The organism is Marinobacter sp. C2H3 (assembly GCF_037080155.1).
GTDB lineage: Bacteria > Pseudomonadota > Gammaproteobacteria > Pseudomonadales > Oleiphilaceae > Marinobacter.
The window spans coordinates 616,958-643,673 of sequence record NZ_JBBBNZ010000003.1 but is presented as its reverse complement, the minus strand read 5'-3'; the positions used below and the strand labels follow the sequence as shown (position 1 = coordinate 643,673).

The following is a 26,716-nucleotide window of genomic DNA, read 5'->3' as shown; positions in this document are numbered from 1 at the left end:
CCGCTCACGCGGATGCGGTCAGGGCGCCGGCCAGTCCGGAGGCCCGCACCACTTGCTGCCCCACACTGTCCGCCAGCACCCGGGCATCCCCGGTGATCAGGCTGAACCAGTTCCGGGCCCGGGTAATGCCGGTGTACACCAGCTCCCGGGTCAGCACCGGGCTGAGCCGGTCTGGCAGCACCAGGCAGGTGTGATTGAACTCGGAGCCCTGGGATTTGTGCACCGTCATGGCGTACACCGTCTCGAGCTGTTGCAGCCGGCTGGGGGATATCCAGCGGATGCCACCACTGCTGTCCGCGTTCGGGAAGACGACCCGCAGGGTGTCCCGGGGCGCTCCGTCGGCCCCGGTATCCCAGGGCACCCGCAGGGTGATGCCGATGTCGCCGTTCATCAGGCCCAGGTTGTAGTCGTTGCCGGTCACCAGCACCGGCCGGCCCGGGTACCAGCCATCGGTGCTCTCGATCAGGCCTTCCGCCCGCAGTTGCGCGGCGATGCTCTGGTTCAGGCCTTCCACGCCCCAGGGACCCCGGCGCAGGGCGCACAGCACCTGAAAATCGCCGAACGCCTCCAACACGGCCCGGGCGTGGGCATCCCAGGCGTCCCGGGGACTGTCAGCGGAGAGCGCGGCACCCCGGATCAGTGCCAGGTAGTGGCGATAGCCCACCGGCGGTGGCAGCGCCCGGTCGTTCATCCGGCGCCCCTGCCCGGCGTTTCGGAACCGGTCCGGGGAGCCGGTCACCGCGTGCTGCTGGATCAGCGCCAGGGTCTGTTCGGCCTCCGGTGCGGGGTGGTGCCCGTTCAGCCAGATCACGTCGTCGACGGCCGCCGTACGGATCTGCTGCATCACGGAGCCGCTGAGTGACCCGGCGTTAACCGCCTCCGCCAACCGGCGGATGCCGCTGTCCTGGCTGAAGCGATAGCTCCTGCGCAGCATCGCGACGGCCTGGTCGAGGGGCCGGCCGGCCGGATCGATGAGCTGGTCAGGGACCCGGGCGCCGGTAACGGCGGCCAGCCAGTCAGCGGTTTCCGGCGTGTAGTGGGCGGCCAGGGCGCGCTGGCAGAGTTCGCCGAGCACCGCGCCGGCGTCCACCGACGCGAGCTGGTCCTTGTCCCCCAGCAGGATGAGCTGGGCCTGGGCGGGCAGGGCGTCGAACACGGAGGCCATCAGGTCCACGTCCACCATGGAGGCTTCGTCAATCACCAGAATGTCCACCGGCAGCGGGTTGTCCCGGTTATGGCGGAATCGGCGGCTGTCCGGACGGCTACCCAGCAGCCGGTGCAGGGTGGTGACCTGGGTGGGGATGTCGTCCACCGTGACCCTGCCCGGTAATGCGTCCAACGGCAGCCGCCGGACGGCACCGCCAATGGATTCGTTCAGGCGGGCGGCGGCTTTGCCGGTGGGCGCCGCCAGGCGGATGCGGTATCGCCGCCCTGCCCGCACCGGATCGGCCCCGGCCACCGCCTGCAGGGCCGCCAGCAGGTTGACCACCGTGGTGGTCTTACCGGTGCCGGGCCCGCCGGTGATCACCGCGAACCGGTGCCGGGCGGCCACCGCGCACGCCAGTGTCTGGTAGTCCACCTCGCCGGCGTTGCCGAACAGCGCGGCGAGCGCCTGTGACAGGGTGCGCGCGGCCGGTGCTTGGGGGTCTGCCAGCGGCGAGGGTTGCGCCAGCCGTTGGCGAATGCCCTGGGCAATGCCCTGCTCGTAGCGCCAGAACCGGCGCAGATAGAGCCGGTTGCCGCTCAGCACCAGGGGAGCGGGAACGGTGCCGTCGCTGACGGCCGGCGAGGCCCGCAGAGCGGCCAGGCAGTCAGGCAGTGGCACCCGGGCCAGCAGGTCCTGGGGGTGCCGGTCGTCCAGATCGGCGGATCGCTCGATCGCCGGCCCCGGGCCGATGGGTTCCTCCGGTGGCAGAGCCAGCGTCTGGGCCGCGTCCGTCAGCAGCGCCGAGAGGTCGATACAGACGTGGCCCCGGCCCACCTGGTGGGAGGTCAGTGCCGCCAGCAGCAGCACCAGCGGCGAGGGGCCCGCGCCCTGCCCGGCCGGCTGCCCATCCCCTGGTGCCTCACACAGCTCCCGGATCAGTCGGGCAAAACCCAGGTCCAGCGGGCGAATCCAGCCCGCCTGCTGCCACTGGTGCAGCAGCGCCTCGGTGGCGTACAGGCTGGTCAGCACGGCGGAGTTATCCACAGGCACTCTGGTTGCCGCCTCCAAGGGGGCGTCTTGGCCCGGGTTGTCCCGATCGCGCAGATCGCCCAGATCGAAGGCAATCTGCGGATTGGTATCGCGGTTCCGGCTCATGCGGCCACCTCCCCGGACACCGGTTCCCCGTCAAACAGCGCATCGAGCTGTTCGATCAACGCTTTTGGTGGTTTGTCGGTAAAGGCCCCGCCCGTGGCGGAATGCACACCCCGAAGGAACAGGTAGACGGCGCCGCCGACGTGCTGTTCATAGCGGTAGCCGGGCAGCCGGGCCTTCAGCAGCCGGTGCAGGGCCAGCAGGTAGAGCACGTATTGCAGGTCATAACGTTTGTCCAGAATGGCTTCGCCCATGGCCTGGTCGGTGTAGGCGGCGTCCGTCTCGCCCAGGGCATTGGATTTGTAGTCCAGCACGTAATATTGCCCCCCGTGTTCAAACACCAGGTCGATAAAGCCCTTGAGCATGCCGTTGAAGCGGTTGGCCTCAACCCGGGGTCGGTCAGCGCCGTTGAGCGTATACCGGCTGACCAGGCGGTCCAGGGTCTGAACCGGGACGTTCCGGCTTTCGAACCAGAATTCCAGCTCCGGGCGCAACGTGCCCAGGTCCACCAGGGCGGCCCTCTGCCGGGTGCTACGGTTGAGCGTCAGGGGGGTGCGCATCAGTGACAGCAGCCAGTGGTGCAGGGGCTCGACCCACTCGGTCCAGCCCCGGGTGCTGCAGCGACGGGTGAGCTGATCCCGCAGCAGGGCCGGGTTATCCACAACCTGAGCAAAGCCCTGTGCCGCGCACCACTCCAACAGCTCGTGCAGGAAGGTGCCGGGGCCAGCGCCCTTGGGGAAATGATGATGATCCCATAAGCCGGGCGCCGGCGCTGCGCCGGTGTCGTCGTCCTGGGCGCTCTCTTCGAGCAGGTTCTGGGTCTGGGCGTCCTCCACCTCCCCGGTGAAGGTGACGCCGGTGCCGGAGAGGCCCGCGTATTCGATGCTGGAGTAGCTGGCAATCCACCAGTCTTCCGCAGCCACCCGCGACGAGGCCAGGGCCGGCCCCAGCCGGTCCGGGGCGGTGTCGGTGAACCGGGCGTCGTCTGGAGCCGGTAGCGGCGCCGCGGCGATGTCCGGTTGGCCCCCGGCCAGGCGCGCCAGGGCCTCGGCGATGGACCGCTCCGGCGAGCCGGCAAGGGCGTATCCCAGGGCGCTGCGGGGCCAGTTCTCCAGAGCCGCCGCTCCAACCCAGGTGGCAAACCGGGCCCGGGTCAGGGCCACGTAGAGCTTGCGGATGTCCTCCCCGAGCCGTTCCTGATCCGCCCGTTCCACGTCGTCGGGCGTGGGATCAAACACCGTAACCCGCCGGCCCGTGTCGTCGTGGTAGCGCACAAAGGCCTGCTTGTCATTCTCGCCCCGAAACGCGGTCCCGAAGGGCAGGAACACCAGCGGGTATTCCAGGCCCTTGGATTTGTGCACGGTGATCACTTTCACCAGGCCGGCGTCGCTTTCCAGGCGCAGGGTCCGGTGCTCGTCTTCCTCATCCGCCGCCCGCAGGATCTGGGTGAAGTGGTGCACCAGGGCGTGCTCGCCGTCCAGCTGCAGGCTGTCCTGTTGCAACAGCTCGGCGATGTGGAGAAGGTCAGTAAGCCTTCGCTCACCGTCCGGTCGGCTTAGAAGGCGGCCTGGGATACCAAAATCCATCAGAAAACTGCGCAGCACCGGCAACACACCCTGGGTCTGCCACTGGCGCTGATAGCCCTGGAACCGGTCGATTTCCTGCTCCAGCGCCTGCTCGTCCGTCAGCAGCCGATCCAGCGCCGGCCAGCTCAGCCCCAGCGTGGGTGTGGCCAGGGCCGCGCGGATCAGGGCCAGTTGCCGGGGTTCGGCAAAGGCCCGCAGCCAGCACAGCACTTCCGCGGCCTCCGGGGACGCCAGTACCGAGTCCCGGTCGGACAGGTACACGCTCTTCACGCTCCGGCGTCCCAGGGCCTCCCGAACGGCAGCGGCCTCGTTGCGGTTGTTCACCAGCACCGCGATGTCCCCGGGGCGCAACGGCGCCAGGTCATCCGGTTTGTCCGTCCGGGCAAAGCCAGCGTCGCCGGACTGGCCCAGGGCCAGCAGCCGGACGATCTCGCTGGCGCAGCTTTCCGCCAGTTCGGCGGTGGCGGCGCCCTTGGTAACCGATTTGCGCGGGCCGCCGGCACTGGCTTCAGGGCCGTCGAGAGTCCAGAACACGAGGCTGGGCTGGGGTTCTCCGTTCACGCACCACGCCCGCTGGGTGCCGTTGGCGTTCACACTCTGGAACGGCAGCGGCGTGGCGTCGCCACGGCCGAACAGGAAGGCACCCCGCGGGCTGTGCTGGTCGCTGTAATCGAACACCCGGTTGACCGCGCGCACCATGCTCTGCGCCGAGCGGTAGTTGGTGCCCAGGGTGTAGGTGCGATCCTGCACGCCCTCGCGGGCCTTCAGGTAGGTGTAGATGTCCGCGCCCCGGAAGCCGTAGATGGCCTGTTTCGGGTCACCGATCATCAGCAGGCAGGTGTCCGGGCGGTTGGCCGCCACCGGGTAAATCCGGTTGAAAATGCGGTACTGCACCGGGTCCGTGTCCTGGAATTCGTCGATCAGCGCCACCGGGAACTGGTGGCGGATGGTGGCGGCCAGTTGCTCGCCCCGGGGCCCGTGCAGGGCGTCGTCCAGGCGGGTCAGCAGGTCATCGAAGCCCATTTCCGCGCGCCGCTGCTTTTCCGCCTCCAGCCGTCGGGCGATCCATTGGCTGGCGTGGCGCAGGATATCGGCCCGGGCGCTGGGGGGCTGCTGGCCGAATTCGATGATGGCTTCGATGGCGGCAAAGGCGGGGTGCCCGGGGACAGGTCCGTCGCCCTTGAGGATGGCGGCCAGGCCATCCGGGGTCTGGTTGGTGTAGCCCGCGGCGGTGCCCAGCTTGTCCGGCAGCAACGCGTCGGACCCGGCCCAGTCCACCAGGAGATCCCACACCTTGAGCATGGCGTTCTTGCTGGCGCCGTGCAGCCGTTTGCTTTTGTTGAGGGCGTTGAGCAGGTCGGTGACCTCGTCCCGCCACGGGCCCCAGGGGTGGCGTTTGAGCGCCCTGGCCTGCTCGAGCCGCTGGCCGACCACCGCATCGATGGCCTCGTGCACGGATTCCGGCGGCGCACCCAGGCTGGCCGGATCGTCCAGCAGGCTGCGCACCGAGGCGCGCAGGGCGTCCGGGGTGGTCCAGTGGCCCAGGAACTCGTCCATCAGCGCCGGCGGCAGCGGGTACACGTAGGTGCGCCAGTAGTCGCGCACCACGTTGTCCAGCAGCTCGCTCTGATCGGTTTCCAGGGTCAGCCGGAACAGGCTGCCGCTGTCGAAGGCGTGCTCGCTGAGCATGCGGTTACACCAGCCGTGGATAGTGGACACCGCGGCCTCATCCATCCACTCCGCGGCCAGCAGCAGCTTGCGGCGGCAATCGGCCCAGGTGGCCGGGTCCGGATAGCTCTGGTCCCGGAGTTGGTGGATCAGGGCGGTTTCCGGGGTCGGCACGGTCTGGTCCGGGTTCTCCGAAAACACCTCAGCGGCCTGGGTCAGCCGGGTGCGGATACGGTCCCGCAGCTCCTTGGTGGCGGCGTCGGTGAAAGTAACCACCAGCAGGTTGGGCGGCAGCAGGTCTTGCAGCGGGCTGCCTGCCGGCTGGCCGTGGCCCAGGATCAGGCGTACGTACAGGATGGCGATGGTGAAGGTCTTGCCGGTACCGGCGCTGGCTTCGATCAGCGCGCTGCCGTGCAACGGCAGGGTCAGCGGGTCCAGGGTGGCGCTGCGGGCTGTGCCCGCGACCCCGGCCTGGGTGGTGTCGGCTCCGTCCGGCTGGAGGCTGGCGTCGGTCATGTCTGCTCCTCATGGGGGTAGCCAAGCTGCTCGGCCGCCGACTTGCCCTGCTCCGCTTCCCACAGCGGCAGGTACAGCTGGTGCAGCAGGGCGTCGAACTCGCCGCTGGCCAGCAACGCGTCTGCGCTGTCGTAGGTGCCCCGAAGGTAGCCGGCGTCCCGCTCCAGGGCGAGGGTGTAGGTCTGGCGGGACTGCTCGGCGGCGCGCTCGTGGTCGCCTTTGAAATCCCGGCTCTGGTAGTAGCTGTAGATCCAGGCAAAACCGGCGTCGCTGTGCAGCGGCAACGGGCGGGTGGTGGCCTCCATCCAGCGGGCCAGGATGGCCTCGAACCGGGATCGGGCGGCCTCCGGTGGGAGCGGCGGAAACCGGAACTCCCGCTTCTCTTCCTTGGCCAGGATCCGGGTCTCAAAGCCCGGGCCGTCGAGCTGGCCGGCCAGGTGAATTACCCAGTCCCGCAGCAGGTTGGCGTAGCGGATTTTCTTGCCGGACCCGGCGCCAGCCAGCAGGCCGGCGCTGGCCACCACCAGCCGGCATCGGTCGCCGTTGGCGTTGGCGCGAAGGTTGCCAATCAGGTCGGCCACCTCCACGGTGCCGGTGGCGTCGGTGAAGCGGTAACTGAACGGTTCCGGCTCGGGCAGCGCTCTGGGCCAGTCCGCCAGGGCCTGTTGATAACGCCCGAACAAGTCCGGCAGGCGCCCGGCCAGTTCGCTTCGCAGCCGGTGCTCGGTCACGCCCATGCCCAGGTCGCCGCGCCGGGCCATGCGGTCCAGGGTGCGGGTCAGGCGGTCTTGCAGGTCATCGTCATCGCCGGCTTTGAGGACCGCCTCGGCAATCAGCTCGTTGTCCAGGCGCCAGCGGTCGAGGCCGTCTAGGTCGAAGTTTTCGTTGTCGGTGTCGTCGTCGTCCACGGTCTCAAAACGCACCTGCAGGCGGCGCTGGTAAAAATGGTCGATGGGCGCTTTCAGGAAGGTGGCCAGGTCCGCCAGGCCGATCGGCTCTTCCGGGGCCCGGTACGGCAGGCCGGCCGGCACCGTGTCCTCGCTCCCGGCGCCATGGGCGCTGCGCCATTCCCGCTCGTAGGTGAACAGCCGGCGGTCCCGCAGGATGTCCGCCAGCGGCCGGGGCTGGTCGGGGTTGCCGTTGTCACCGTTGGCGGCGGGAAAATAGGCCCGGCTGAACGGCTGCAGGGGGTGCCGGGTGGTCAGGGCGGCGCTCACCGGCTGGCCGGGGGCGCCGGCGATCGACCACAGGCCGTCCAGGTGGTCCCGAAGCTGGGACACCAGCACCGACGGCGGGCGCTCGGAATCGTCCCGGATGCTGCGGCCCACCCAACTGATGTACAGCTGCCCCCGGGCGGACAGCAGCGCCTCCAGGAACAGGTAGCGGTCGTCCTCCCGGCGGGAGCGATCCCCCGGCCGGTAATCCCGGGCCATCAGATCGAAATCCACCGGCGGACGGGACCGGGGATAGTCGCCGTCGTTCATGCCCAGCAGGCACACCACTCGGAACGGAATCGCCCGCATCGGCATCAGGGTGGCAAAGTTTACTTTGCCGGCGAGGAAGCGCTGGTTCAGGCCACCCTCATCCAGGCCTTGGAGCAGCACGTCCCGGAGGATGTTCAGGGGCAGTGGCTGGTCCGTGAGGCCGGCGGCGAGGGCATGGTCGAGCCACTGCTCAAGCTGGCGGCGAAAACGGTTCAGCAGGAGCAGATCGTGCCCCTCCACCCGGTGGAAGAATCCCTCCAGCATGCCTGAAAGCAATGCTTCCCACTGCGGCGGCGTACGCGCCTCCTGCAGTGATCTCCAGAGGCAATCGAGCTGGTGCACAAAGCCCTGCAGACGGCCCGCCAGGCTGGCCTGAAGGCCGCCGATTTCGCCGTAGGGTTCCACGCCGGCCCAGGGCTCGTCGTCGCCCATCCCGTAACCGAGCAGCATTGAACGGAGCCCGGACTGCCAGGTGTTGCGGTCGAGCTCCGCGGGCAGATCGAGGCTTTCCCGATGCTGGCCATGCAGGCCCCAACGGATGTTGGCCCCCTCTACCCAGCGCCGGGCCAGGGGCAATTCGTCCTCGTGGATGTCAAAACGGTCCCGCAGGCCGGGCACTTCCAGCAGGCTCAGGATCTCGCTCACGCCAAAGCGGCTGCCGGGCAGCGACAGCAGCGTCTCCAGGGCAATCAGGATCGGCTCGTGGTGGCGTTGGCCCTGGTCGGAAATCGTGAACGGGATGTGGCGTTTGCTGTCGGTGGCGTGAAGGCCAAACACCGCCTGGATATGGGGCGCGTAGACGTTGATGTCCGGCACCATCACAATCACATCCCGGGGCCGCAGCGTCGGGTCGGCGTTGAAGGCGGCCAGCAGCTGATCGTGCAGGATCTCCACTTCCCGTTGGGGGCTGTGGGCCTCGTGGAACATCACGGAGCGGTCGGCGGCCAGGTCCACCGTGCGCTGCTGGGCGCGAATTTCCTGCAGCGGGGTCAGGTTGTGGATGTCGTCCTGGATCTGGTGCAACAGGCGGGGCGCGGCGGGATTGCCGTGGTCGGTGAAGATGTCGATCTTCTGGCCCGGGGTCTGGAAGCTGGCCCGGTACTCGTCCGGGTTATCGAACTCGTCCAGCAGCCGGATGTAGTCCCGGCCCTGCTTGCCCCACGCGGCCAGCAGCGGGTTGGCGTGCTGGTGGAGCTGGTCCGGGTCGTCCAGCCGGGACAGCACCGGATGGGCGGCACCCCGCTTGCGCTGCGCCTTCAGCAGTTCCCGGTCGCTGATGATGTCCGCCCAGTAGAATTGGCAGGGGTTGTGGACGCACAGCACCACCTGGCTGAAGCGGCTGAGCACGTACAGGGCTTCCAGCGCCTGCCGGGGCAGGGACGAGACCCCAAACACCACAATGCGCCGGGGCAGTCGGCCCGGGTTGGCCGGTGCCGCCATGGCCTGGCCCTGGGCCATGAACCGGGTGTGGATGCGCGAGCGGCTGGTGTGGGCGTCGGCGCCGATGTCGTCCACCAGGGCGCGCCAGAGCATGGCCTGCCAGCGGGTGTCGGCCTCCAGTGGGCGCTCCTCTCCACGGGCGGTGATGATGACATCGCCACCCTGTTCCCAGGCCGCCAGCCAGTCGGCACGGAAGACCTGGTACTGGTCGAACAGGTCCGCCACTTTCTCCGCCAGTTGGAAAACACGCAGGTCGGTGTCGGTGCCGTCGATAAACCGGGCCAGCGGCAGGTAGGCGTCGTCCTGCCCCACCAGAGCCGGCAGCAGCCGATACAGCCGCCACAGCAAGCGCGGCTTGTCGAACGGGGATTGCTCGGGCACCTCGCCGTCCGGAAGCACCGCCCGGTATGCCTGCCAGATAAACCGGGCCGGGAACAGGAAATCCATGCCGGCGGCGATGCCCAGCCCGCCGTCCACGCCGTTGCCATCCGCCGCCCGTTTCTCCGCCAGCGCCAGCTTCAGCCACTGCGCGATGCCGTTGCTTTGCACCAGGAACGTCTCGCTTTCCAGGGGCGGCAGCGGGTTCTGCTGGCAAAGGAACACCACGGCCCGGCGCAGGTCTTCCAGATGATTCGCGTGGATGGCGTGGAAGCCGGGTTCAATCGGTGTCATGGGCGGTTCGTTTGGGCGGGTTTGATCTGGGCGTGGAACACGTCGATAACGGTCTGGCACAGCCACTGGTGGCCGGAGTCCGTTTCGGACCGGCGATCCCAGCACAGGTCAAAGGAAAACACCACTTCCTCCAGCGGCAGCGGCGCGGACTTAAGGGCTTTCAGCCGGGGATCCAGGGCCAACAGGTGGCGCGGCGCAATGGCGATCAGGTCGGTGGTCAGCAACAGGTCCGGGATGGTGTCCCAGCTGGACACAATGAGCGCGGAATGGCGCTTCAGCCCCCGCTGGGCCAGCGCGTCGTCAATCACCGTGGTGCCGGTGGAAGCCTGGGACAGTTTGACGTGGGGCAGCCGGGCGTACAGCTCGGCGGTCATGGGATCGCCCGCCCGGGGGTGGTCGGGCCGCATCAGCACCACCACATCGTCCGCCATCAGCCGTTTGCTGCGCACTGCCTTGGGTTTGAGGCGGCCGGGGGTCAGGCGGATCTGCACGTCCACCCGGTCCCACACGCTGTCCGCGGAGATAGAGAACGGCAGGATGTCGATGGTGATGTTGGGCGCTTCCTCCCGGATACGGTGGGTAAAGCCGGGCAGGAAGAAACCGGACAGGTAGTTGGCGATCTGCATGCTGAACACCCGGTTGGATTCCCCGGGTACAAACTGCTGCTGGGCGCTGATGGCGTTGGACAGGTGGGACAGCCCGTGCTCCACCTGGCCGAGGATGTCCCGGGCCCGCTCGGTGGGCTCCAGGCCCTTGGCGGTCCGGTAGAACAACTGATCGTTGAGCATGTCCCGCAGCCGGCCGAGGGCGTGGCTGACCGCCGAGGGCGACAGGCCCAGCTCGTTGGCGGCTTTGGAAATGGAGCGGTGCTCCATGATGTTCGTGAAAATGACCAGCAAATTCAGATCAAAATCTCTCAGATTCACCATGGCGTTGGCGTCTCGCAGCTCACAGGGTCGGCGTGTCTCGGGGCAGTGAGACCGGACCACGGACGTCAACGGCAGGAACGCCCGCAAGACCGGAACCGGTCCAGTCTCGCAGAGCCGCCACCATTCTTCCACAACGGGTTGATGATGGGGGGTGATGATGGGTGGCGATAAAAGGGCAAAGCGGGCACCCTCCGGCCCGAAACAGGCCGGAGGGTATGTCACCCCCGGAACGTGAGCCTGGCCTCAGCCAAAGTGCTCGGGCAGCCAGAGAGTGATGGCGGGCACGTAGGCCACCAGCGCCACCACGGCAATCAGTACCAGCAGGAAGGGCCAGATGTGGCGGGCCACGGTTTCCACCTTCAGCCCGCTGATGCTGGACGCCACGAAGATGGAGTAGCCCACCGGCGGGGTGACCATGCCCACCGCGAAGTTGATCACCACCATGGCGCCGAGCTGGATGGGGTCCAGGCCGATCTGCTGGCCGACGCCAATCAGCACGCCGCTGAGAATCACCATCGCCGACACGTTGTCCATCACGGCGCCGAGCAACAGCAGCATGATGTTGAGGATCAGCAGCAGGAGGATGGGGTTGTCCGTCACTTTGAGCAGGGCTTCGGTCAGGTGGGCCGGTATCTGCTCGCTGGCCATCACCCAGGCAAAGCCATAGGCCACCGCGATGATGAACATGATCACGCCGGTGGTGCGCATGGAACGGATCAGGATGGCGGGAATCTGCTGCCATTTCAGATCCCGGTACAGGAACAGGCCGACGATGGCGCTGTACAGGGTGCCCACCATGGCCGCTTCCGTGGGCGTGAACATGCCGCTGTAGATGCCGCCGAGGATGACCACGGGCGCCAGCAGCGCCCAGATGCCGTTGCGCAGCGCCGCCAGGATTTCCCGGCCAGTGGCGCGGGCTTCCTTTTTTACGCCGTAATGGCGCGCGTACAGAACGCTCACCACGCAGAACCCGGCGGCGGCAATCAGCCCTGGCAGAATGCCGGCCAGGAACAGCTTGGCGATGGATTCCTCCGCCAGCACGCCCCAGATCACCATGGGAATGGACGGCGGAATCATCTGGCCCAGCGGGCCCACCGCGGTGGCCAGGGCGGCGGCGTAGCCTTTTTTGTAGCCCCGCTCGGCCAGCTCATCAATCATGATGGAGCCGACGGCGGCGGTGGTGGCCGGCGCGGAGCCGGAAATGGCGCCGAAGAAGGTGCCGGCGGCGACCGTCGACATGGACAGCCCGCCAGTGAGGTGGCCGAAGAACGTCTCCGCCACCCGCACCAACCGCCGGGACAGGCCCCCGGCGCTCATGATTTCCCCGGCCAGAATGAACCCGGGAATCGCCAGCAGGCTGTTGACGTTACTGCCGGCAATGAACTGCTGGGGCAGGATCATCGGGTTGACGTCCGCCATCCAGATACCCACCGCTGCCAGAATACCGATGGTAAAGGCGATGGGTACGCCCAGGGCCAGCAGTACCGCCAGCCCGACCATCATGACCATGCCGATATCACTCATGATCCGGGGCTCCTGTTTGGCGAAGGGCCGTGGGTTGCAGCAACAGAACCAGCCCGTGGAAGACAATCAGCGCGCCGCTGACCGGCACCGCCGAGTTGCTCAGCCAGGCCGGGTAACGCAGCGCTGGCGAGACCTGGCCGGCGGTGAACACGGTGAAGTCCCAGCCGGTCCAGATCATCAGCACGCCAAAACCGATGATCAGCACCACCACGCCCCGCTCAATCACCTCGGTGACCAGGGCGGGAAAGGCATCAATCAGCAGGGTGATGCGCACGTGCGCATGGTCCCGCACCAGCGAGCTGGCGAACAGGAAGATGGTCCAGGTGAAGCCGAGGGACGCCACCTCATTGCTCCAGACCAGGGAATCGTCGAGCACGTAGCGGTAGAACACGCCCAGCAGCAGGCTCAGCACCATGGCCAGGGCAATGAGTGCCCCAACCACCTGAGAGCCCATCGCCAGACCCCGTCCGACCTTATCGAGGGTGTGATACATCGGTGGAATTCCTGCAGTGAACGTCGTCAGGGCGCCGGAGCGCCCCTTCAGCCGGGGTTGCCCCGAGACGGGTTACTCAGAGACCTGCTTGAGGGCGGCGTCCACGATGTCCGCGCCGATCTTGCTCCGGTACTCGTCGTACACGCCGGACACCTTCGCCCGGAACGCGTCCACGCTGTCCACCTCGTTCACTTCCATGCCAGCGTCCTTGATCTGCTGAAGCACCTCGTCGTTATTGGCAGCGACGGTCTCCCGCTGGCGCTGGATGGCCTGCCGGGCGGCCTTCTGGACGATGGCCTGATCGTCGGCGGAGAGCTTGTCATAGGTCTGCTTGGACATCAGCAGCGCCAGTGCGTTGTAGGTGTGGCTGGTCAGCGACAGGTACTTGGTGACTTCCGGGTACTTGTTGGCATAAATCACCGGCAGCGGAATTTCCAGGCCGTCAACGGTGCCCTGCTGAACCGCGGTGAACACATCACTCCAGGGCAGCGGCACCGGGTTAGCACCGATGGCGCGGAAGCTGGCAATGAACAGATCGCTGGGCTGCACCCGCAGTTTCACCCCGGCAAAGTCTTCCGGCGTGCGGATCGGCCGTTTGTTGTTGATGGCGTGGCGGAAGCCGGCTTCCGGGAAACCCAGTCCGACAATGCCCTTGGATTCCAGTTTGGCCATCAGCTTCTGCCCGACGTCGCCATCGAGCACCTTGTGGGCCTGCGCGCTGTTGGCGTACAGGAATGGCAGGTCATTGAGCTGGAAGGCCGGCTCCAGCGTGCCCACCTGGGTGCCGGTAATCACGCCGGCACCGATGATGCCAATCTGCATGGCCTGCAGCATGGCGGAATCATCGCCCAGCTGGTGGTTGGGGAAAAAGCGCACGTCGAATTCGCCCGGGGCCAGCGATTCCAGCTCCTCGGCAAAGTAATGGGCGGCAATGGCGTAGGGGTCCACCTTGCTGTCGGCGGTGGTCCAGCCCAGTTTGATGGTGGTCTGGGCGTGGCTCAGGGAGGCCGCGCCCAGCAAAACCGAGGCGGTCAGACCCATGGCGGCGGATTTCAGGAAAGCGTGTTTGATTGTTTTCATTATTTTTCTCCGATAAAAGCCTGGCAATAACACAGTATGTCAAGCGCGACTTATATAATCATTCCGGTTATGGAACCAATAAGTGACGCGGAATCGGGTGTTCTCTGTCACTCAGTATTTTGGAATATAGAGCAAGAAAAATATCCGCGCAAACTTAATGTTATGCATTTCAATGTGCATGAAATTCACAAAGGTCATGCAGTTCTATGCAGCTAATAATGAACGAAATTCACGGTGAAAAAGACTTTCCTGCCGGTACATTCGGCGATATATTTTAATGCCAGTGATTTAAATAAATAACGGCGCGCAGCGGGGGTTATTATGGGTCAGGAAACGGCATGTGATATATATAAGCTCGATAAAGACTTTCTCTGGCCAGATAATAAACGCCTGGCGATGGTGTTCAATATTGCCTATGAAATGTGGACGCCGGGCAACGGCTCCAGCGTGAATCCCATGGGCAATGTGCTGGCTGGACATCTGCTGGACCCGAACGCCGACAGCTACGGGCGCTACAACGCCAACGCCGGCAGCCGGCGTCTGTTTGATATCGCCGAGCGGGAAGGCGTGACCACCAGTGTGTTCACCTCATCCCGGGTGGCGGAGGAACACCCCGAGGCGCTCCGTCGGGTAGCGGAACGCGGCCATGAGATTATTGGCCACAGCTACGGCCAGAACCAGCTGTTTCCCACCATGGACGAGCAGGCCCAGGACGACACCATTGCCACCTCGACCCGGTTGATCGCCGACGCTACCGGCCACCGGCCAACCGGATGGATCAGTCCGCGAATCACCTCGGATCTTTCCGTGCAGCGCAAGTTTGCCCAGCACGGATACCGTTGGCACGGCGATGTGTTGGACGCCGACGCGCCCTACCTGCAACGGTTCGAAGACGGAGACATCCTGGCGATTCCGACCACCATCGATTTCAATGACTTGCCCCATGCCATGCGATTTGGCCGCACGCCCGGGCAATTTGTGGAGATGTTCAACACGGCCCTTGACCGGTTGCTGAGCAGCCGGCGGGAAACCCTGATTCTGGATGTGATTGTCCACGGCCACTGTTTTGGCCGGCCGGCGGCGGCCTGGGCGTTCGAGGACATCGTCAAACGCTGCGCCCAGGAGAAGGATCTGTGGCTGACCACGCGGGGCCAGATCTGCGATTACGTGCGGCCGATGCTGCCGATCTGATCCGGTAACGGGAAACCGGCCGGATCGCTTACTTCAAAGGAACACGCATGACCTCATCGCCGGTCTGGGGCATGCCGATCATCTCGTCGGTCCCGGTCGGCGGAATCACCTCGACCCGTTCAAGGGTGTGTTCCCGAAAGCAGTCCCGCACGGCACAGGCCCCCGGGAACATCATCGGCCGGTCCGCCGCGTCGGTCAGGATGAAGACCTGCTCACCCCGATGGAACCGCGCCATGTAGCAGCGCCCCTCCATGGATACGATTTCCAGCAGTGAAATGGGGGTCTGCCGGCTCGCCCGCAATGTGCCAATCGTCATGTGCATGGGAGTCTCCTCCGCGTCGGTGGTCGTAACAGAACCTACGACGAACCCGCTGGAGTAGGTCAAAAAGTAGGCAGATATGACGCGTATGGATCGGATTCGCGCTCTGATCAACGAGCGTGAATCCGACCGATACGTCAGCGCGTATTGTCTTCCATCGCTGATCAAAAAACGCACAGGTGCGCGTCATGGTGAGTCGGTGCAGAATGCTGCTAACCCGTGTCTTTCCCTTCGCCCTGCTTATGCTCGGGCTCAGTCTGGTTTATGGCTATCAGCCCAGGGCCGACGAATCCGGCGCGACCGAGGGCATTCACGAGGCCATACTGAGCCAGATTGAAGCCTTCGCCAATGACGACCGGGCCACCGCCTGGTCTTATGCGGCCGACGGCGTCAAGCAGCGGTTTGGCTCCCCGGACGTGTTTGTCCGCATGGTGGCGCTGGCCTACCCTGCGGTGCATCACGCCACCGCCATCGAGTTCCGCCAGCGGGTGCCCCACGGGTCCTACGACGTTCAGGTGGTTCGGCTGCGCGGGCCGGACGGCAAGATGTGGGACGCTTACTATCAGATGGTGAACGGCGAACAGGGCTGGAAAATCGCCGGGGTTGGGCTCAAACCGGCGGACCCCGGTATCTAAAGCGCGCCCCGACGTGGCAAAATCCGGATAATAATCCAACTCCCGATATCCGACCCCGGTCGTTCGTACCCCATGGTTTCACCGCGCCCGACGGCGCCGCTGCCGGCGGCGGCCAACCTTGATGATCCCCTGTACTACCTCCGGAATCTGGAGACCGTGGTGGGCTGGGTGCTGGACCACCACAGCGACCTGCTGGTGCCGGCGGAACGGCGCCGACTGAGCGCCTGCCTGGCGCTGCCCACCGCCGCCCGGGCGCTGCTGACCCGCCTGATCATGCGCACCGGCGAGCTGTTCCGGGCGGACAAACTGCGCTACCCGGAGCTGGGCGTGCCGGAAGCCGAGGCCCTGGCCACGCTGGTGGCCGAGGGCTGGCTGGACGATGAACCCATCCTGGCTGCGCCCGAGCTGTTTCGCCTGTGCACCCTGGGTGAGCTGCGCCCGGCGTTTGCCGGCTGGCTGGCGGAGCAGGGGTTAACGCCCACCCTGGCCAAGGGCCCGCTGCTGGAGGCGGTGTCGGCAGGGTTTGCGGACCCCCGCCCGCTGAGCCAGTGGCTCGACCGGCCGGAGATCCGTGTGGTTCGCCTTGCCCACATGGCGCTGTTTGACCGGGTTCGGCTGATGTTCTTTGGCAACCTGCGCCAAAGCTGGTCCGATTTCGTGCTGGTGGAACTGGGGCACCAGCGCTACGAAACCGTGCCCCTGACCCCGGACGGTCGCGCTTTTCAGCACCGATCCGAGGTGGATCTGTACCTGGCCATGCACGAGTGTCGCGAGCAGCTCGACCAGGGCCTACCGGCCGCCGACGTGTGGCGTCAGGTGCCGCCGGCCACCGATAACCCCTGGCTGACCCGCCGCCGGGACCGGCTGCTGCTGGAGTTGGGACGACAAGTGGAACGGCAGGGCGACCGGCCCCTGGCGCTGGCGGCGTTGACCGAAAGCGGGCACCGGGAGGCCGGGCTCAAGCGCCTGCGCCTGCTGGAGCGGATGCGGCGGCATGCTGAGGCCTGGGACCTGGCCCGGCGCTGGTACGCCCGGGACGATCTGACCGACGCCGAGGCCCAGGGGCTTGCCCGGATCCTCAAGCGACTGGCGGCCCGCCAGGGGGAGCCGGCCCCGGCGCTTGCCGAACCGCCGGCCATACAGGCGTTCGAACTGGACCTGCCCAACCCCGCCCCGCAGTCCGTGGAGTGGGCGGTGGCGCAACACCTGTGGCGGGACGACGCGCCGGTGCACTACGTGGAAAACACCCTGTTCACCGCCCTGTTTGGCCTGCTGTGCTGGCCGGCGATCTATGCGCCGGTGCCCGGGGCCTTCTTCCATCCGTTCCACGTGGGGCCAGCGGACCTGAACGACGAGGGGTTTGTGGGGCGCCGCCGCGACCGGTTTGAGGATTGCCTGGCCGCACTGGATGACGGCACCTATGAGGACCGCATCCGGGCCATCTACGCTGCCAAGCAGGGCGTTTCCAACCCCTTCGTGGTGTGGCCGGTCATCACGCCCGACCGGCTGGACCTGGCCCTGCACTGCCTGCCCGCCGATCATCTAAAGCCACTGTTCCGGCGCCTGATGGCGAATGTGCGGGAGCACCGCAGCGGCTTTCCGGACCTGATCCGGTTTTTCCCGGACCGCCCCTCGGACGAGATCCGGTATGAGCTGATCGAGGTGAAAGGCCCCGGCGACCGTCTGCAGGATCACCAAGTCCGCTGGCTGGAATTCTTTGCCCGGCAGGGCATGCCGGCCCGGGTCTGTTACGTGCGCTGGCAGGGGGAGGCCCCGGCGCCGTGACCCCGGTTACTCGTTCGGATCCCGCCAGCTGTGCCATGACCGCCACCGTCGCCGTGCGCACCCTGTGCGAGTTTGCCGCCCGAACCGGCGACCTGGACCACCGCTACACACCCGCGCCCAGCGCCGACGAGGGCATTCGCGGCCACCAGTCGGTGCAGGACCGCCGGGGCTATGGTTGGAAAAGCGAGTACTCGCTGACTGGCGAATGCCTGGGGCTGAGGCTCTCCGGCCGCGTAGACCTCTTTCATCCGCACCGTGGCCGGCTGGAGGAGATCAAGACCCACCGGGGCGATGTCTCCCGCATCCGCCCCCACCAGCGAGCGTTGCACCGGGCCCAGCTGAGAGCCTATGGCGCGCTGCTGTGCCGGCAGGACAAGCGCCCGTCCCTGGAGCTTGCGTTGATCTACTACGACACCGGCAACGATCGGGAAACCGCCGTGGTGGAGACCGCCCGGGCGGAGGAGCTCTGGCAGGAGCTGGAACAGTTGTGCCGCATCTATCGCCTGTGGGCCGAGCAGGAAGCCCACCATCGGGAACAGCGGGACGCGCACCTGGCCGCGCTGGCGTTCGCCTTCCCCGAGTTCCGGGCCAACCAGCGGGCCCTGGCGGAGACCGTGTACAAGAACGCGGTGAAAGGCGGGACCCTGCTGCTGGAGGCCCCGACCGGCCTGGGCAAAACCCTGGGTACCCTGTTTCCCGCCCTCAAGGCCATGCCCGCCTCGGGCCAGGACCGCCTGCTGTACCTGACCTGCCGCAACACCGCCCGGGGCCTGGCCCTGGACGCCCTGGCCCGCCTGCGCTCTGCCCAGCCGGAACCGGGACGCTGGCCGCTGCGGGTGCTGGAGCTTGCCGCCAAGGACGACGCCTGCGAACACCCGGACAAAGCCTGCCACGGCGAGTCCTGCCCGCTGGCCCGGGGCTTCTTCGACCGCCTGCCGGACGCCCGCGCCGAGGCCGCCCAGACCGACGGCCCCCTGGACCCGCCCACCCTCGCCCGGATTGCTGCCGGCCATGACCTCTGCCCTTACTTTCTGGCTCAGGAAATGGCCCGCTGGAGTGACGTGGTGGTTGCCGACGTCAACCGGCTGTTCGACCAGTCCGCGCTGCTGCACGGGCTGATCCGGCAGAACGGCTGGAAGACCACCGTGCTGGTGGACGAAGCCCACAACCTGGTGGACCGGGCCCGGGGCATGTACTCGGTGCAGCTCAGCCAACAGCGCCTGCTGGGCCTGAAAAAACAGGCGCCCACGCCCCTGAAACGGGCCCTCGACCGAACCGCCCGGGCCTGGCAGACGCTGATCCGGGAAGCGCCGGCCGGCGATGACCAGCCGGTGTTCCTGGACGCCTTGCCGGGCCCGCTGACCGGCGCCCTGCAAGGGCTGGTGTCCAGCCTCACCGATTACCTGGCGGACCACCCGCCGGACCTGGCGCTGCAGGAACTGCTGTTCGAGAGCGTCGGCTTCCTGAAACTGGCGGAGCGGTTCGGTGATCACTCCCTCGCGGAGTTCCAGCGCGCCGGCCGGGGCCGCGCCCGGCTGACCATCCAGAACCTGGTGCCGGCGGATTTCCTGGCCGAGCGCTTCGAGGCGTTGCACTCGGCGGTGCTGTTCTCCGCCACCCTGACCCCGGGCGTTTACCACCGGGACCTGCTGGGCCTGGGGAGCGAGGCCCGGTTCACCACCCTGCCCAGCCCGTTCCGGGGCCACCAGCTGCAGGTGCACTTCACCCCGGACATCAGCACCCGGCAGGCCCACCGGGAAGCGTCCCTGGGGCCCATCGCCGACCGCATTGCCCGCCAGTTCCGGGCGCGCCCCGGGCACTATCTGGCGTTTTTCAGCAGTTTCCAGTACGCGCGGCAGGTCAGCGAAACGTTGGCGCGCACGGCGCCGGACGTTCCCCAACGTGCCCAGCAGCCGGGCATGACCCCGGCCGAGCGGGAGGCGTTTCTGGCGGGATTCCGGCAGCCGGGCGGGCAGGTGGCGTTTGCGGTGCTGGGTGGGGTGTTCAGCGAAGGCATTGATTTGCCGGGGGACCAGTTGATCGGCGCCTTTGTGGCCACCCTGGGCCTGCCGCCATTTGATCCCTGGCACGAGATTCTCAAGGCGCGGCTGCAGGCCCGGTTCGGCGAGGGCTATGCCTACACCTACCTGGTGCCGGGTGTGCAGAAGGTGGCCCAGGCCGCCGGCCGGGTGATCCGCACCCCGGACGACGAGGGTGTGATCTGGCTGATTGACGACCGCTTCCTGCAGCCTCAGGTGCGCTCGCTGCTGCCGTCCTGGTGGTTTGAGGCCGGCTGACCGGAGGCGCGGCGCTGTGTCAGAGACCGGTTGATGGTCACGGGCGGCACCGGCCCGGCGGGGGCGCCCTGGCGCTGGGCCTCAATGGCCGCCAGCGCCTGCTCCAGGGTGGCGGCCGCAATGGCGTCGTGGTCCTGGGGCAGGGAGTTGACCGGCACCGGCAGGAACTCCAGCAGCCGGTCGTCGCCGAAGGTGGCCAGTGCCACCGTCTCCGGCAGCCCGCCCGGGCGCTCCAGCCAGACATCCAGCACCCCCTGCAGCAGGGTGAACGAGGCGGTGATCAGCGCGTCCGGCAGGCCCTGTTCGTCCAGCATCTGCCGGGCCATGGCGGCCCCGGAGGCGCGATCGTAATGGGCGCCGCTGTAGAGCCAGGGCTGGTGCTCGGGGGGCATGGCCGCGAGGAATCCCTGTCGCCGGTCCCGGGTCATGGCGAGCTCCGGTACGGCATCCAGCCAGGCCACGCGTCGGGTGGTGGGGGTTAGCACGGACCGGGTCAGCTCGGTGGCGGCGCCCGCGTTGTCGCTCAACACGCAGCGAATCTGCCCGGGGGACTGGGCACGGTCCACCGCCACCACGGGCAGGCCCTCCGCCTGGAGATCCAGATAGAAACGGTCGCCGTCGGGCAGGGCGCTGGCCACGATCAACGCGTCGCAGCGGCGGGCCTTAAGGGCCAGAGCGAGGGCTCGTTCGGTGGCCGGGTCGTCGTCAGAACCGGCGATCAGAAGCTGGTAGCCCCGGGCCCGGGCACCCTGCTCCAGCCGTTTGGCCAGCCGGGCGTAACTGGTGTTCTCCAGATCCGGCAGGATAAACCCGAGGGTGCGGCTGGCACCGCCCCGCAGGGCCGCCGCCTGGGTGTCCAGGCGGAAATCGTGGGCCCGGGCCACGGCCAGCACGTGGTCGATGGTGTCGCGCTTGATCCGCCGGGCCTCACCCTGGCCGTTCAGGACATAGCTGGCGGTGGTGCGGGACACCCCCGCCAGTCTCGCCAGTTCCGCCAGTGTCATGCCGCCTCTCCCCGTCTTCCGTGTGCTTGATTTTTGATCATAACTGTTTCATCATCGATTTTATGCTTGCTGACACGATTCAGCAACCGTTCAACCGTTTCCCGCCGAAGGCCACGGCCACCGGCGAACAACAACAACGCGAGGCACTGTCCATGCTGACGCTGAACGCCAACGACGTCCGCCTCGGCGCCACCGCGCCGGACTGGCAACAGGCCCTGGCTCTGGCCGCCGACGACCTGCACGCAGCCGGTTACACCACCCCCGACTACCTGGCGGGCCTGAAGGCTCGGGAACGCCAGTCGTCCACCGTGCTTGGCAACGGCATCGCCATTCCCCACGGCACCCCGGACAGCCGCACCGCCGTCGTACGTACCGGCATCCGGGTTCTGCAGTTTCCCGAGGGCATTGTCTGGCACGACGGTGCCGTGGTCACGGTGCTGGTGGCCATCGCCGCCCAGTCCGATGAGCACCTCGATATTCTCCGCCATCTGACCCGGGTACTGGACCAGCCCGGGCTGGCGGATGCGCTGGCGAGCGCCCGGGACCCGAAGGCGTTGGTGAGCCTGCTCGCCAAGGCCCCGGTGACGCCCCGCTGCGACATCGACACGCTGTGCCTGCGCCTGGACGCCACCACGGCCAACGAACTGGCCCTGGCCGGTGCCGCCCGGCTGCGGCGGCTGAACTGTGTCGACAGCCCCTTTGTGGCCACGGTGGCGCAACAGGCGCCGGTGGCGCTGGGGCACGGCTACTGGCTGGTGCACCACACCGAACACACTCGGCGACCGGCGCTGGCGCTGGCCGCCCCCGCCGTTCCCCGGTCCGATCTGCAGGGCGTGTTCTGCCTGGCCGGCCCCGGCGACCAGTGCCACGAACTGCTGGAACGTCTGGATGCGTTCCTCGCCGACCCGGCCCCGGTGGCCGGCCAGTCGGCCGAAGCCGTGCTGGCCCGGCTGTCCGGTGAAGCCAACCAGGCGGTCACCGCCCGGGTGGTGCTGCTGAACGCCCACGGCCTGCACGCCCGCCCGGCCAAGCAGTTGGTGCAGGAAGCCCGGCGCTATAACGCCGCCATCCGCGTACGCCTGGAGGAGGGCGATGGCGCCGCCGTATCCGCCACCAGCCTGACCCGGGTGATTGGCCTGGGCGCCCGCCGGGGCCAGACCTTGGTGCTTTCCGCCACCGGTGAGGACGCCGAACGGGCGGTGGCCGGCCTCAGCCGCGCCATCACCGACGGACTCGGGGAAACCGTCTCGCCCCTGCAGCGTTCGACGCCCCGCCCCGAGGTTGCCGAACCGACGCCGGTGACCTTGGCAGACGATGAGCCGATCAAGGCCGTGCCCGCCTCCCCCGGACTGGCCCTCGCTCCGGCCTTTGTATTGCGCCCGCCCGAACTGGATTACCCCGCCCAGGCGAACGACCCGGAAGCCGAGATCCAGCGGCTGAACCGGGCCATCGACGAGGCTGACGGCCAGCTTCGCACCTTGATCCGCCAGGCCGAAGGCGGCGAGGCGGCGCCGATTCTTTCCGTGCACGTGGAAATGCTCCAGGACGATGACCTGTATCAGGCCGCGCTGGAAGCCATCAATACCGACAGTGCCTCTGCCGAGGCCGGCTGGTGGCACGCCATCGACACCGCCGCCCGGGCCCAGGAGGCCCTGGCGGACCGGCTGCTGGCCGAACGCGCCGCCGATCTGCGGGACGTGGGCCGGCGGGTGCTGGCCAACCTGTGCGGCGTGGCCCTGCCGACGCCGCCGGACCAACCCTACGTGCTGGTGGCCGACGATCTGGGCCCGTCCGATGTGGCACGGCTGGACACTACCCGGGTGCGCGGCCTGGTGACCGCCCGGGGCGGCGCCACCGCCCACAGCGCCATTCTGGCCCGCGCCCTGGGCCTGCCCGCGGTGGTGGGTGCCGGGGAGGGCGTGCTCGCCATCGACGATGGCGCCGAGGTGGTGGTGGACGGCGAACGGGGCTGCCTGGTGGTGCGCCCCGGCGAGGAGCGCCGCGCCCGCATCGAACAGCGCCTGGCCCAGCTCGAGGCCCTGCAGGCCCGCGCCCACGCCGACCGCGAGCAGCCCGCCACCACCCGGGACGGCCACACCGTGGAGGTGTGCGCGAACCTGGGCAACACCGCCCATACACCGGACGCGGTGGCCCGGGGCGCGGATGGTGTCGGCCTGCTGCGCACCGAATTCATCTTTATGGCCCACCCCCAGGCGCCGGACCTGGCCACCCAGGTGCGGGAATACCAGGCCGCGTTTGACGCCCTGGACGGTCTGCCGCTGGTGGCCCGGACCCTGGACGTCGGTGGCGACAAGCCGCTGGACTACTGGCCCCTGCCCCAGGAGGACAACCCCTTCCTCGGTCTCCGGGGCATCCGCCTGTCGCTGACCCGCCCGGACATCCTGGAAACCCAGGTGCGGGCCCTGCTGACCGCCGCCGGCGACCGGCCCCTGCGCATCATGTTTCCCATGGTGAAAGACCTGGCCGAATTCCGGGCGGCAAAAGCGATTGTCGACCGGGTGCGGGCCACGGTGCCGGCCGCCGACGTGCAAATCGGGGTGATGGTGGAGATTCCCTCCAGCGCCCTGCTGGCACGAACCCTGGCGCCAGAGGTGGATTTCTTCTCCATCGGTACCAACGACCTGACCCAGTACACCCTGGCCATCGACCGGGGCCACGGCCAGCTGTCCGCGGAATCCGACGGCCTGCACCCGGCCGTCCTGCGGCTGATCCGCATGACCGTCGAAGCCGCCCACGAACACGGGCGCTGGGTGGGGGTCTGCGGCGAGCTGGCCTCCGATCCCCAGGCGGTACCCGTGCTGGTGGGCCTGGGCGTGGATGAACTGTCCGTGTCCAGCCGCCGGGTGCCGCTGGTGAAGGCCTGCATCCGGGCGCTGACCCTCGCGGTGGCCCAGGACCAGGCGGGCCGGGCGCTCACCCGGGCCACCGCCGCGGAGGTGCGAGACACCCTGGAGGCCGAGTGATGGCCCGGATTGTCACCGTCACGCTGAATCCGGCCCTGGATCTGAACGTCACCCTGGACCATTTGGCCACCGGCGCCGTCAATCGCGCCCGGGAGGCAGACCTGATCGCCGCCGGCAAAGGGATGAACGTGGCCCGGGTGCTTGCTGCCCTCGGGCACTCGGTGGTGGTGACTGGCCTGCTGGGGGCCGACAACGCGGCGCCGTTCGAGCAGGCCTGCCGCACCCACGGGCTTGCCGAGCGGTTTGTCCCGGTGCCCGGCCAGACGCGCACCAATGTGAAAGTCGCCGACGCCGAGGGCGCGGTGACGGAAATTAATGGCCCCGGCTTCTACCCGCCGGCGGATGCCCTGGCGCACCTGGAACACACCCTCGCAACCGTGTTGCCGGGCTGTGACGGGATGGTGCTGGCCGGTAGCCTGCCCCCGGGCCTGCCGGCGGATGCGGTGGCCAGTCTGGTGCGCCAGGGCGCGGCGGCCGATGTGCCGGTGTGGCTGGACACCAGCGGTGCCGCGCTCGCCGGGGGCCTGTCCGCCCGTCCCTTCGGCATCAAGCCAAACCGGGAGGAACTGGCCGAGTGGCTGGGCCGCCCGCCCACCGATCCGGACCTGATACCCGAGGCGATTCGCCAGTGCCGGGACCTCGGCATCGCTCACGGGGTGTTTTCCCTGGGAGGCGACGGGGTGATCTGGTGCACCGCCGACGCGGTCTGGGCCAGTACGCCGCCGCCGGTGCCGGTGGCCAACACCGTGTGCGCCGGCGACACCCTGCTGGCGGGCATGGTGCACGGGGTGCTCACCTGGCCCGGCAGCCCGGAGCAAGCACTGACATACGCCACTGCCCTTGCCGCCGAATGCGTCCGCCACCCTGGCGTGGGCAACCCGAAGGCTGAGGATTTGCCGGCGCTGGTGGCGCAGACGCGTGTGGGCCACCGCCCACTGAACCGCACTCGAGAGACCGACACCGGAAACAAAAAGACCGGGGAGATGCCGACATGAATCTGATCATTGTGACTGCCTGCCCCCAGGGCGTCGCCACCGGCTTTCTGGGCGCCCGGGCGCTTGAGCGCGCCGCCCAGCGCCTGGGCTGGACCGTAACCACCGACATCCGTGGCCCTGGGGGCCGCCCGGTGACGCCGCCGCCGGAGGCCATCGTTAGCGAGGCGGACCTGGTGATTGCTGCCCTGAACGCGCCGGCGGAGCTGACCGCTTACGTGGGCAAGCCGGTGTACCGGGTGCCGCTGGCCGAGGCCCTGAGCCAGCCGGATGCGGTGTTGGCAGAGGCGCCGTCGGCGGCGCAGGCGCTGACGGAAGATGCCGCCCGCCCGGCACCGGGCAGGGAACCCGCCGCGGCTAGTGATAACGGCACCCGCCAGCCGGGCGAGCAGCCGCTGGTGGTCGCGGTGACCGCCTGCCCCACCGGCGTGGCGCACACGTTCATGGCCGCCGAGGCCCTGGTGGGCGCCGCTGAAGCCGCCGGTTACCGCATCCGGGTGGAAACCCAGGGATCCGTGGGCGCCCAGGACCCGCTCACCGAGGCGGAAATCCGCGAGGCCGAGGTGGTGATCCTCGCCTGCGACATTGAAGTGGACCCCAGCCGCTTCGCCGGCAAACGCCTCTGGCGAACCTCCACCGGCACCGCCCTCAAGGCGCCGGCCCAGACCCTGGAGCGGGCCCTGAACGAGGCCACCGCTGAAGCCGGCGCCAGCGCCGCCAAAGCGACCGGCTCCGGTGGGTCGGAGCGCAAGGGCCCCTACAATCACCTGCTCACCGGCGTGTCCTTCATGCTGCCCATGGTGGTGGCCGGCGGCCTGCTGATTGCGCTCTCGTTCGTGTTTGGCATCGAGGCGTTCAAACAGGAAGGCACCCTCGCTGCGGCGCTGATGCAGATTGGCGGTGGTACCGCCTTCAAGCTGATGATCCCGCTGCTGGCGGGCTACATTGCCTGGTCCATCGCCGACCGCCCCGGCCTGGCCCCGGGCATGATCGGCGGCTATCTGGCGGGCACGCTCGGCGCGGGCTTCCTGGGCGGCATCGCCGCCGGCTTCCTGGCCGGCTACACCGCCCGGGCCGTCAGCCGCCATCTACCCCTGCCGGAGAGCGTGGAGGCCCTCAAACCGATCCTGATCATCCCCCTGGTGGCCAGCCTGGTCACCGGCCTGGGCATGATCTACGTGATTGGTGGCCCGGTGGCGTCCATCATGACCGGCCTCACCCACTGGCTGGAGAACCTGGGCACCACCAACGCCCTGCTGCTGGGCGCCATCCTGGGGGCGATGATGTGCTTTGACCTGGGCGGGCCGGTGAACAAGGCCGCCTATACCTTCGGCGTCGGGCTGCTGTCCGAAAGCAGCGGCGGCTCCGCCCCCATGGCGGCGGTGATGGCGGCGGGCATGGTGCCGGCCATCGGCATGGGCCTGGCCTCGTTCATCGCCCGGCAGAAGTTCGCTGAGGCGGAACGCCAGGCCGGCCGGGCGTCGTTCGTGTTGGGGTTGTGCTTCATTTCGGAGGGGGCCATTCCGTTCATGGCCAAGGACCCGCTGAGGGTGATCCCGGTGTGCATGGTGGGCGGCGCGCTCACCGGCGCCCTGTCCATGCTGTTCCAGGTAAAACTGCTGGCGCCCCACGGCGGGCTGTTCGTACTGGCCATTCCCAACGCGGTGAGCGCGGTGCTGCCCTACCTGCTGGCGATCGCCGCCGGCTCCGTGGTGATCGGCGTGGGCTATGCCCTGATCAAGGCGGGTCAGGCGGACGTTGCTGCCACCGCCTGACCGCCCGGCCCGGCGTTCCCCGTTGCGGGGTCGCCGGGCCGGC

General features: G+C 68.0%; 16 protein-coding genes. 7 read left to right on the top strand and 9 right to left on the bottom strand.

Annotated features, from left to right (window positions below):
* Window positions 1-4: 4 nt before the first annotated feature.
* From recD to V3388_RS12255, 7 genes are all read right to left on the bottom strand, one after another.
* Complete coding sequence (gene recD / locus V3388_RS12285) at window positions 5-2,302, bottom strand: exodeoxyribonuclease V subunit alpha (RefSeq protein WP_336367842.1); 2,298 nt, start codon at window positions 2,300-2,302, stop codon at window positions 5-7.
* The gene (gene recB / locus V3388_RS12280; protein ID WP_336367841.1) at window positions 2,299-6,069 is read right to left on the bottom strand and encodes an exodeoxyribonuclease V subunit beta; all 3,771 of its coding nucleotides are present in this window, start codon (window positions 6,067-6,069) and stop codon (window positions 2,299-2,301) included. Before recB ends, recD begins: the two co-directional genes overlap by 4 nt.
* The gene (gene recC / locus V3388_RS12275; RefSeq protein WP_336367840.1) at window positions 6,066-9,665 is read right to left on the bottom strand and encodes an exodeoxyribonuclease V subunit gamma; all 3,600 of its coding nucleotides are present in this window, start codon (window positions 9,663-9,665) and stop codon (window positions 6,066-6,068) included. Before recC ends, recB begins: the two co-directional genes overlap by 4 nt.
* The gene (locus tag V3388_RS12270) at window positions 9,662-10,594 is read right to left on the bottom strand and encodes a LysR family transcriptional regulator (RefSeq protein WP_336367839.1); all 933 of its coding nucleotides are present in this window, start codon (window positions 10,592-10,594) and stop codon (window positions 9,662-9,664) included. The genes recC and V3388_RS12270 overlap by 4 nt, the downstream gene beginning before the upstream one ends.
* 243 nt (window positions 10,595-10,837) lie before the next feature.
* A complete protein-coding gene (locus V3388_RS12265; protein ID WP_336367838.1) occupies window positions 10,838-12,118 on the bottom strand; it encodes a TRAP transporter large permease in 1,281 nt (426 codons plus the stop codon).
* On the bottom strand, window positions 12,111-12,611 hold the full coding sequence (locus V3388_RS12260; protein WP_336367837.1) for a TRAP transporter small permease: 501 nt from the start codon (window positions 12,609-12,611) through the stop codon (window positions 12,111-12,113). The genes V3388_RS12265 and V3388_RS12260 overlap by 8 nt, the downstream gene beginning before the upstream one ends.
* Window positions 12,612-12,683: 72 nt before the next feature.
* Window positions 12,684-13,691, bottom strand: a complete 1,008-nt coding sequence (locus tag V3388_RS12255) for a TRAP transporter substrate-binding protein (protein WP_336367836.1) — start codon at window positions 13,689-13,691, stop codon at window positions 12,684-12,686.
* Between the two features lie 396 nt (window positions 13,692-14,087).
* Between V3388_RS12255 and V3388_RS12250 the strand changes: the two genes are divergently transcribed.
* Window positions 14,088-14,882, top strand: coding sequence for a polysaccharide deacetylase family protein (locus V3388_RS12250; RefSeq protein WP_336367835.1), 795 nt, complete (start codon window positions 14,088-14,090; stop codon window positions 14,880-14,882).
* A gap of 28 nt (window positions 14,883-14,910) precedes the next feature.
* On the opposite strand, the gene V3388_RS12245 is transcribed toward V3388_RS12250, so the two are convergent.
* Window positions 14,911-15,204, bottom strand: coding sequence for a DUF6482 family protein (locus V3388_RS12245; protein WP_336367834.1), 294 nt, complete (start codon window positions 15,202-15,204; stop codon window positions 14,911-14,913).
* A 203-nt stretch (window positions 15,205-15,407) separates the two neighbouring features.
* Here V3388_RS12245 and V3388_RS12240 point away from each other — a divergent pair, with 203 nt between their 5' ends.
* The 3 genes from V3388_RS12240 (at window position 15,408) to V3388_RS12230 (ending at window position 19,918) form a co-directional block, all read left to right on the top strand.
* On the top strand, window positions 15,408-15,836 hold the full coding sequence (locus V3388_RS12240) for a DUF4864 domain-containing protein (protein WP_336367833.1): 429 nt from the start codon (window positions 15,408-15,410) through the stop codon (window positions 15,834-15,836).
* Window positions 15,837-15,908: 72 nt separating this feature from the next.
* Entirely contained in the window at window positions 15,909-17,621 is a 1,713-nt protein-coding gene (locus V3388_RS12235; protein ID WP_336367832.1) for a VRR-NUC domain-containing protein, read from the top strand.
* A gap of 35 nt (window positions 17,622-17,656) precedes the next feature.
* A complete protein-coding gene (locus V3388_RS12230; RefSeq protein WP_336367941.1) occupies window positions 17,657-19,918 on the top strand; it encodes an ATP-dependent DNA helicase in 2,262 nt (753 codons plus the stop codon).
* Here V3388_RS12230 and cra read toward each other — a convergent pair.
* Window positions 19,873-20,922 carry a catabolite repressor/activator gene (gene cra, locus V3388_RS12225; protein ID WP_336367831.1) on the bottom strand — a complete coding sequence of 350 codons (1,050 nt, stop codon included), beginning with the start codon at window positions 20,920-20,922 and terminating at the stop codon, window positions 19,873-19,875. The genes V3388_RS12230 and cra overlap by 46 nt on opposite strands.
* Window positions 20,923-21,074: 152 nt before the next feature.
* Here cra and ptsP point away from each other — a divergent pair, with 152 nt between their 5' ends.
* Genes ptsP through V3388_RS12210 form a run of 3 tightly spaced genes read left to right on the top strand, consistent with a single transcriptional unit; the run spans window position 21,075 to window position 26,673 of the window.
* Window positions 21,075-23,906, top strand: coding sequence for a phosphoenolpyruvate--protein phosphotransferase (ptsP, locus tag V3388_RS12220; protein WP_336367940.1), 2,832 nt, complete (start codon window positions 21,075-21,077; stop codon window positions 23,904-23,906).
* Entirely contained in the window at window positions 23,906-24,901 is a 996-nt protein-coding gene (gene pfkB / locus V3388_RS12215) for a 1-phosphofructokinase (RefSeq protein ID WP_336367830.1), read from the top strand. The genes ptsP and pfkB overlap by 1 nt, the downstream gene beginning before the upstream one ends.
* Window positions 24,898-26,673: a PTS fructose-like transporter subunit IIB gene (locus V3388_RS12210; protein ID WP_336367829.1), complete on the top strand. Its 1,776-nt coding sequence runs from the start codon at window positions 24,898-24,900 to the stop codon at window positions 26,671-26,673. The genes pfkB and V3388_RS12210 overlap by 4 nt, the downstream gene beginning before the upstream one ends.
* Window positions 26,674-26,716: the final 43 nt, after the last annotated feature.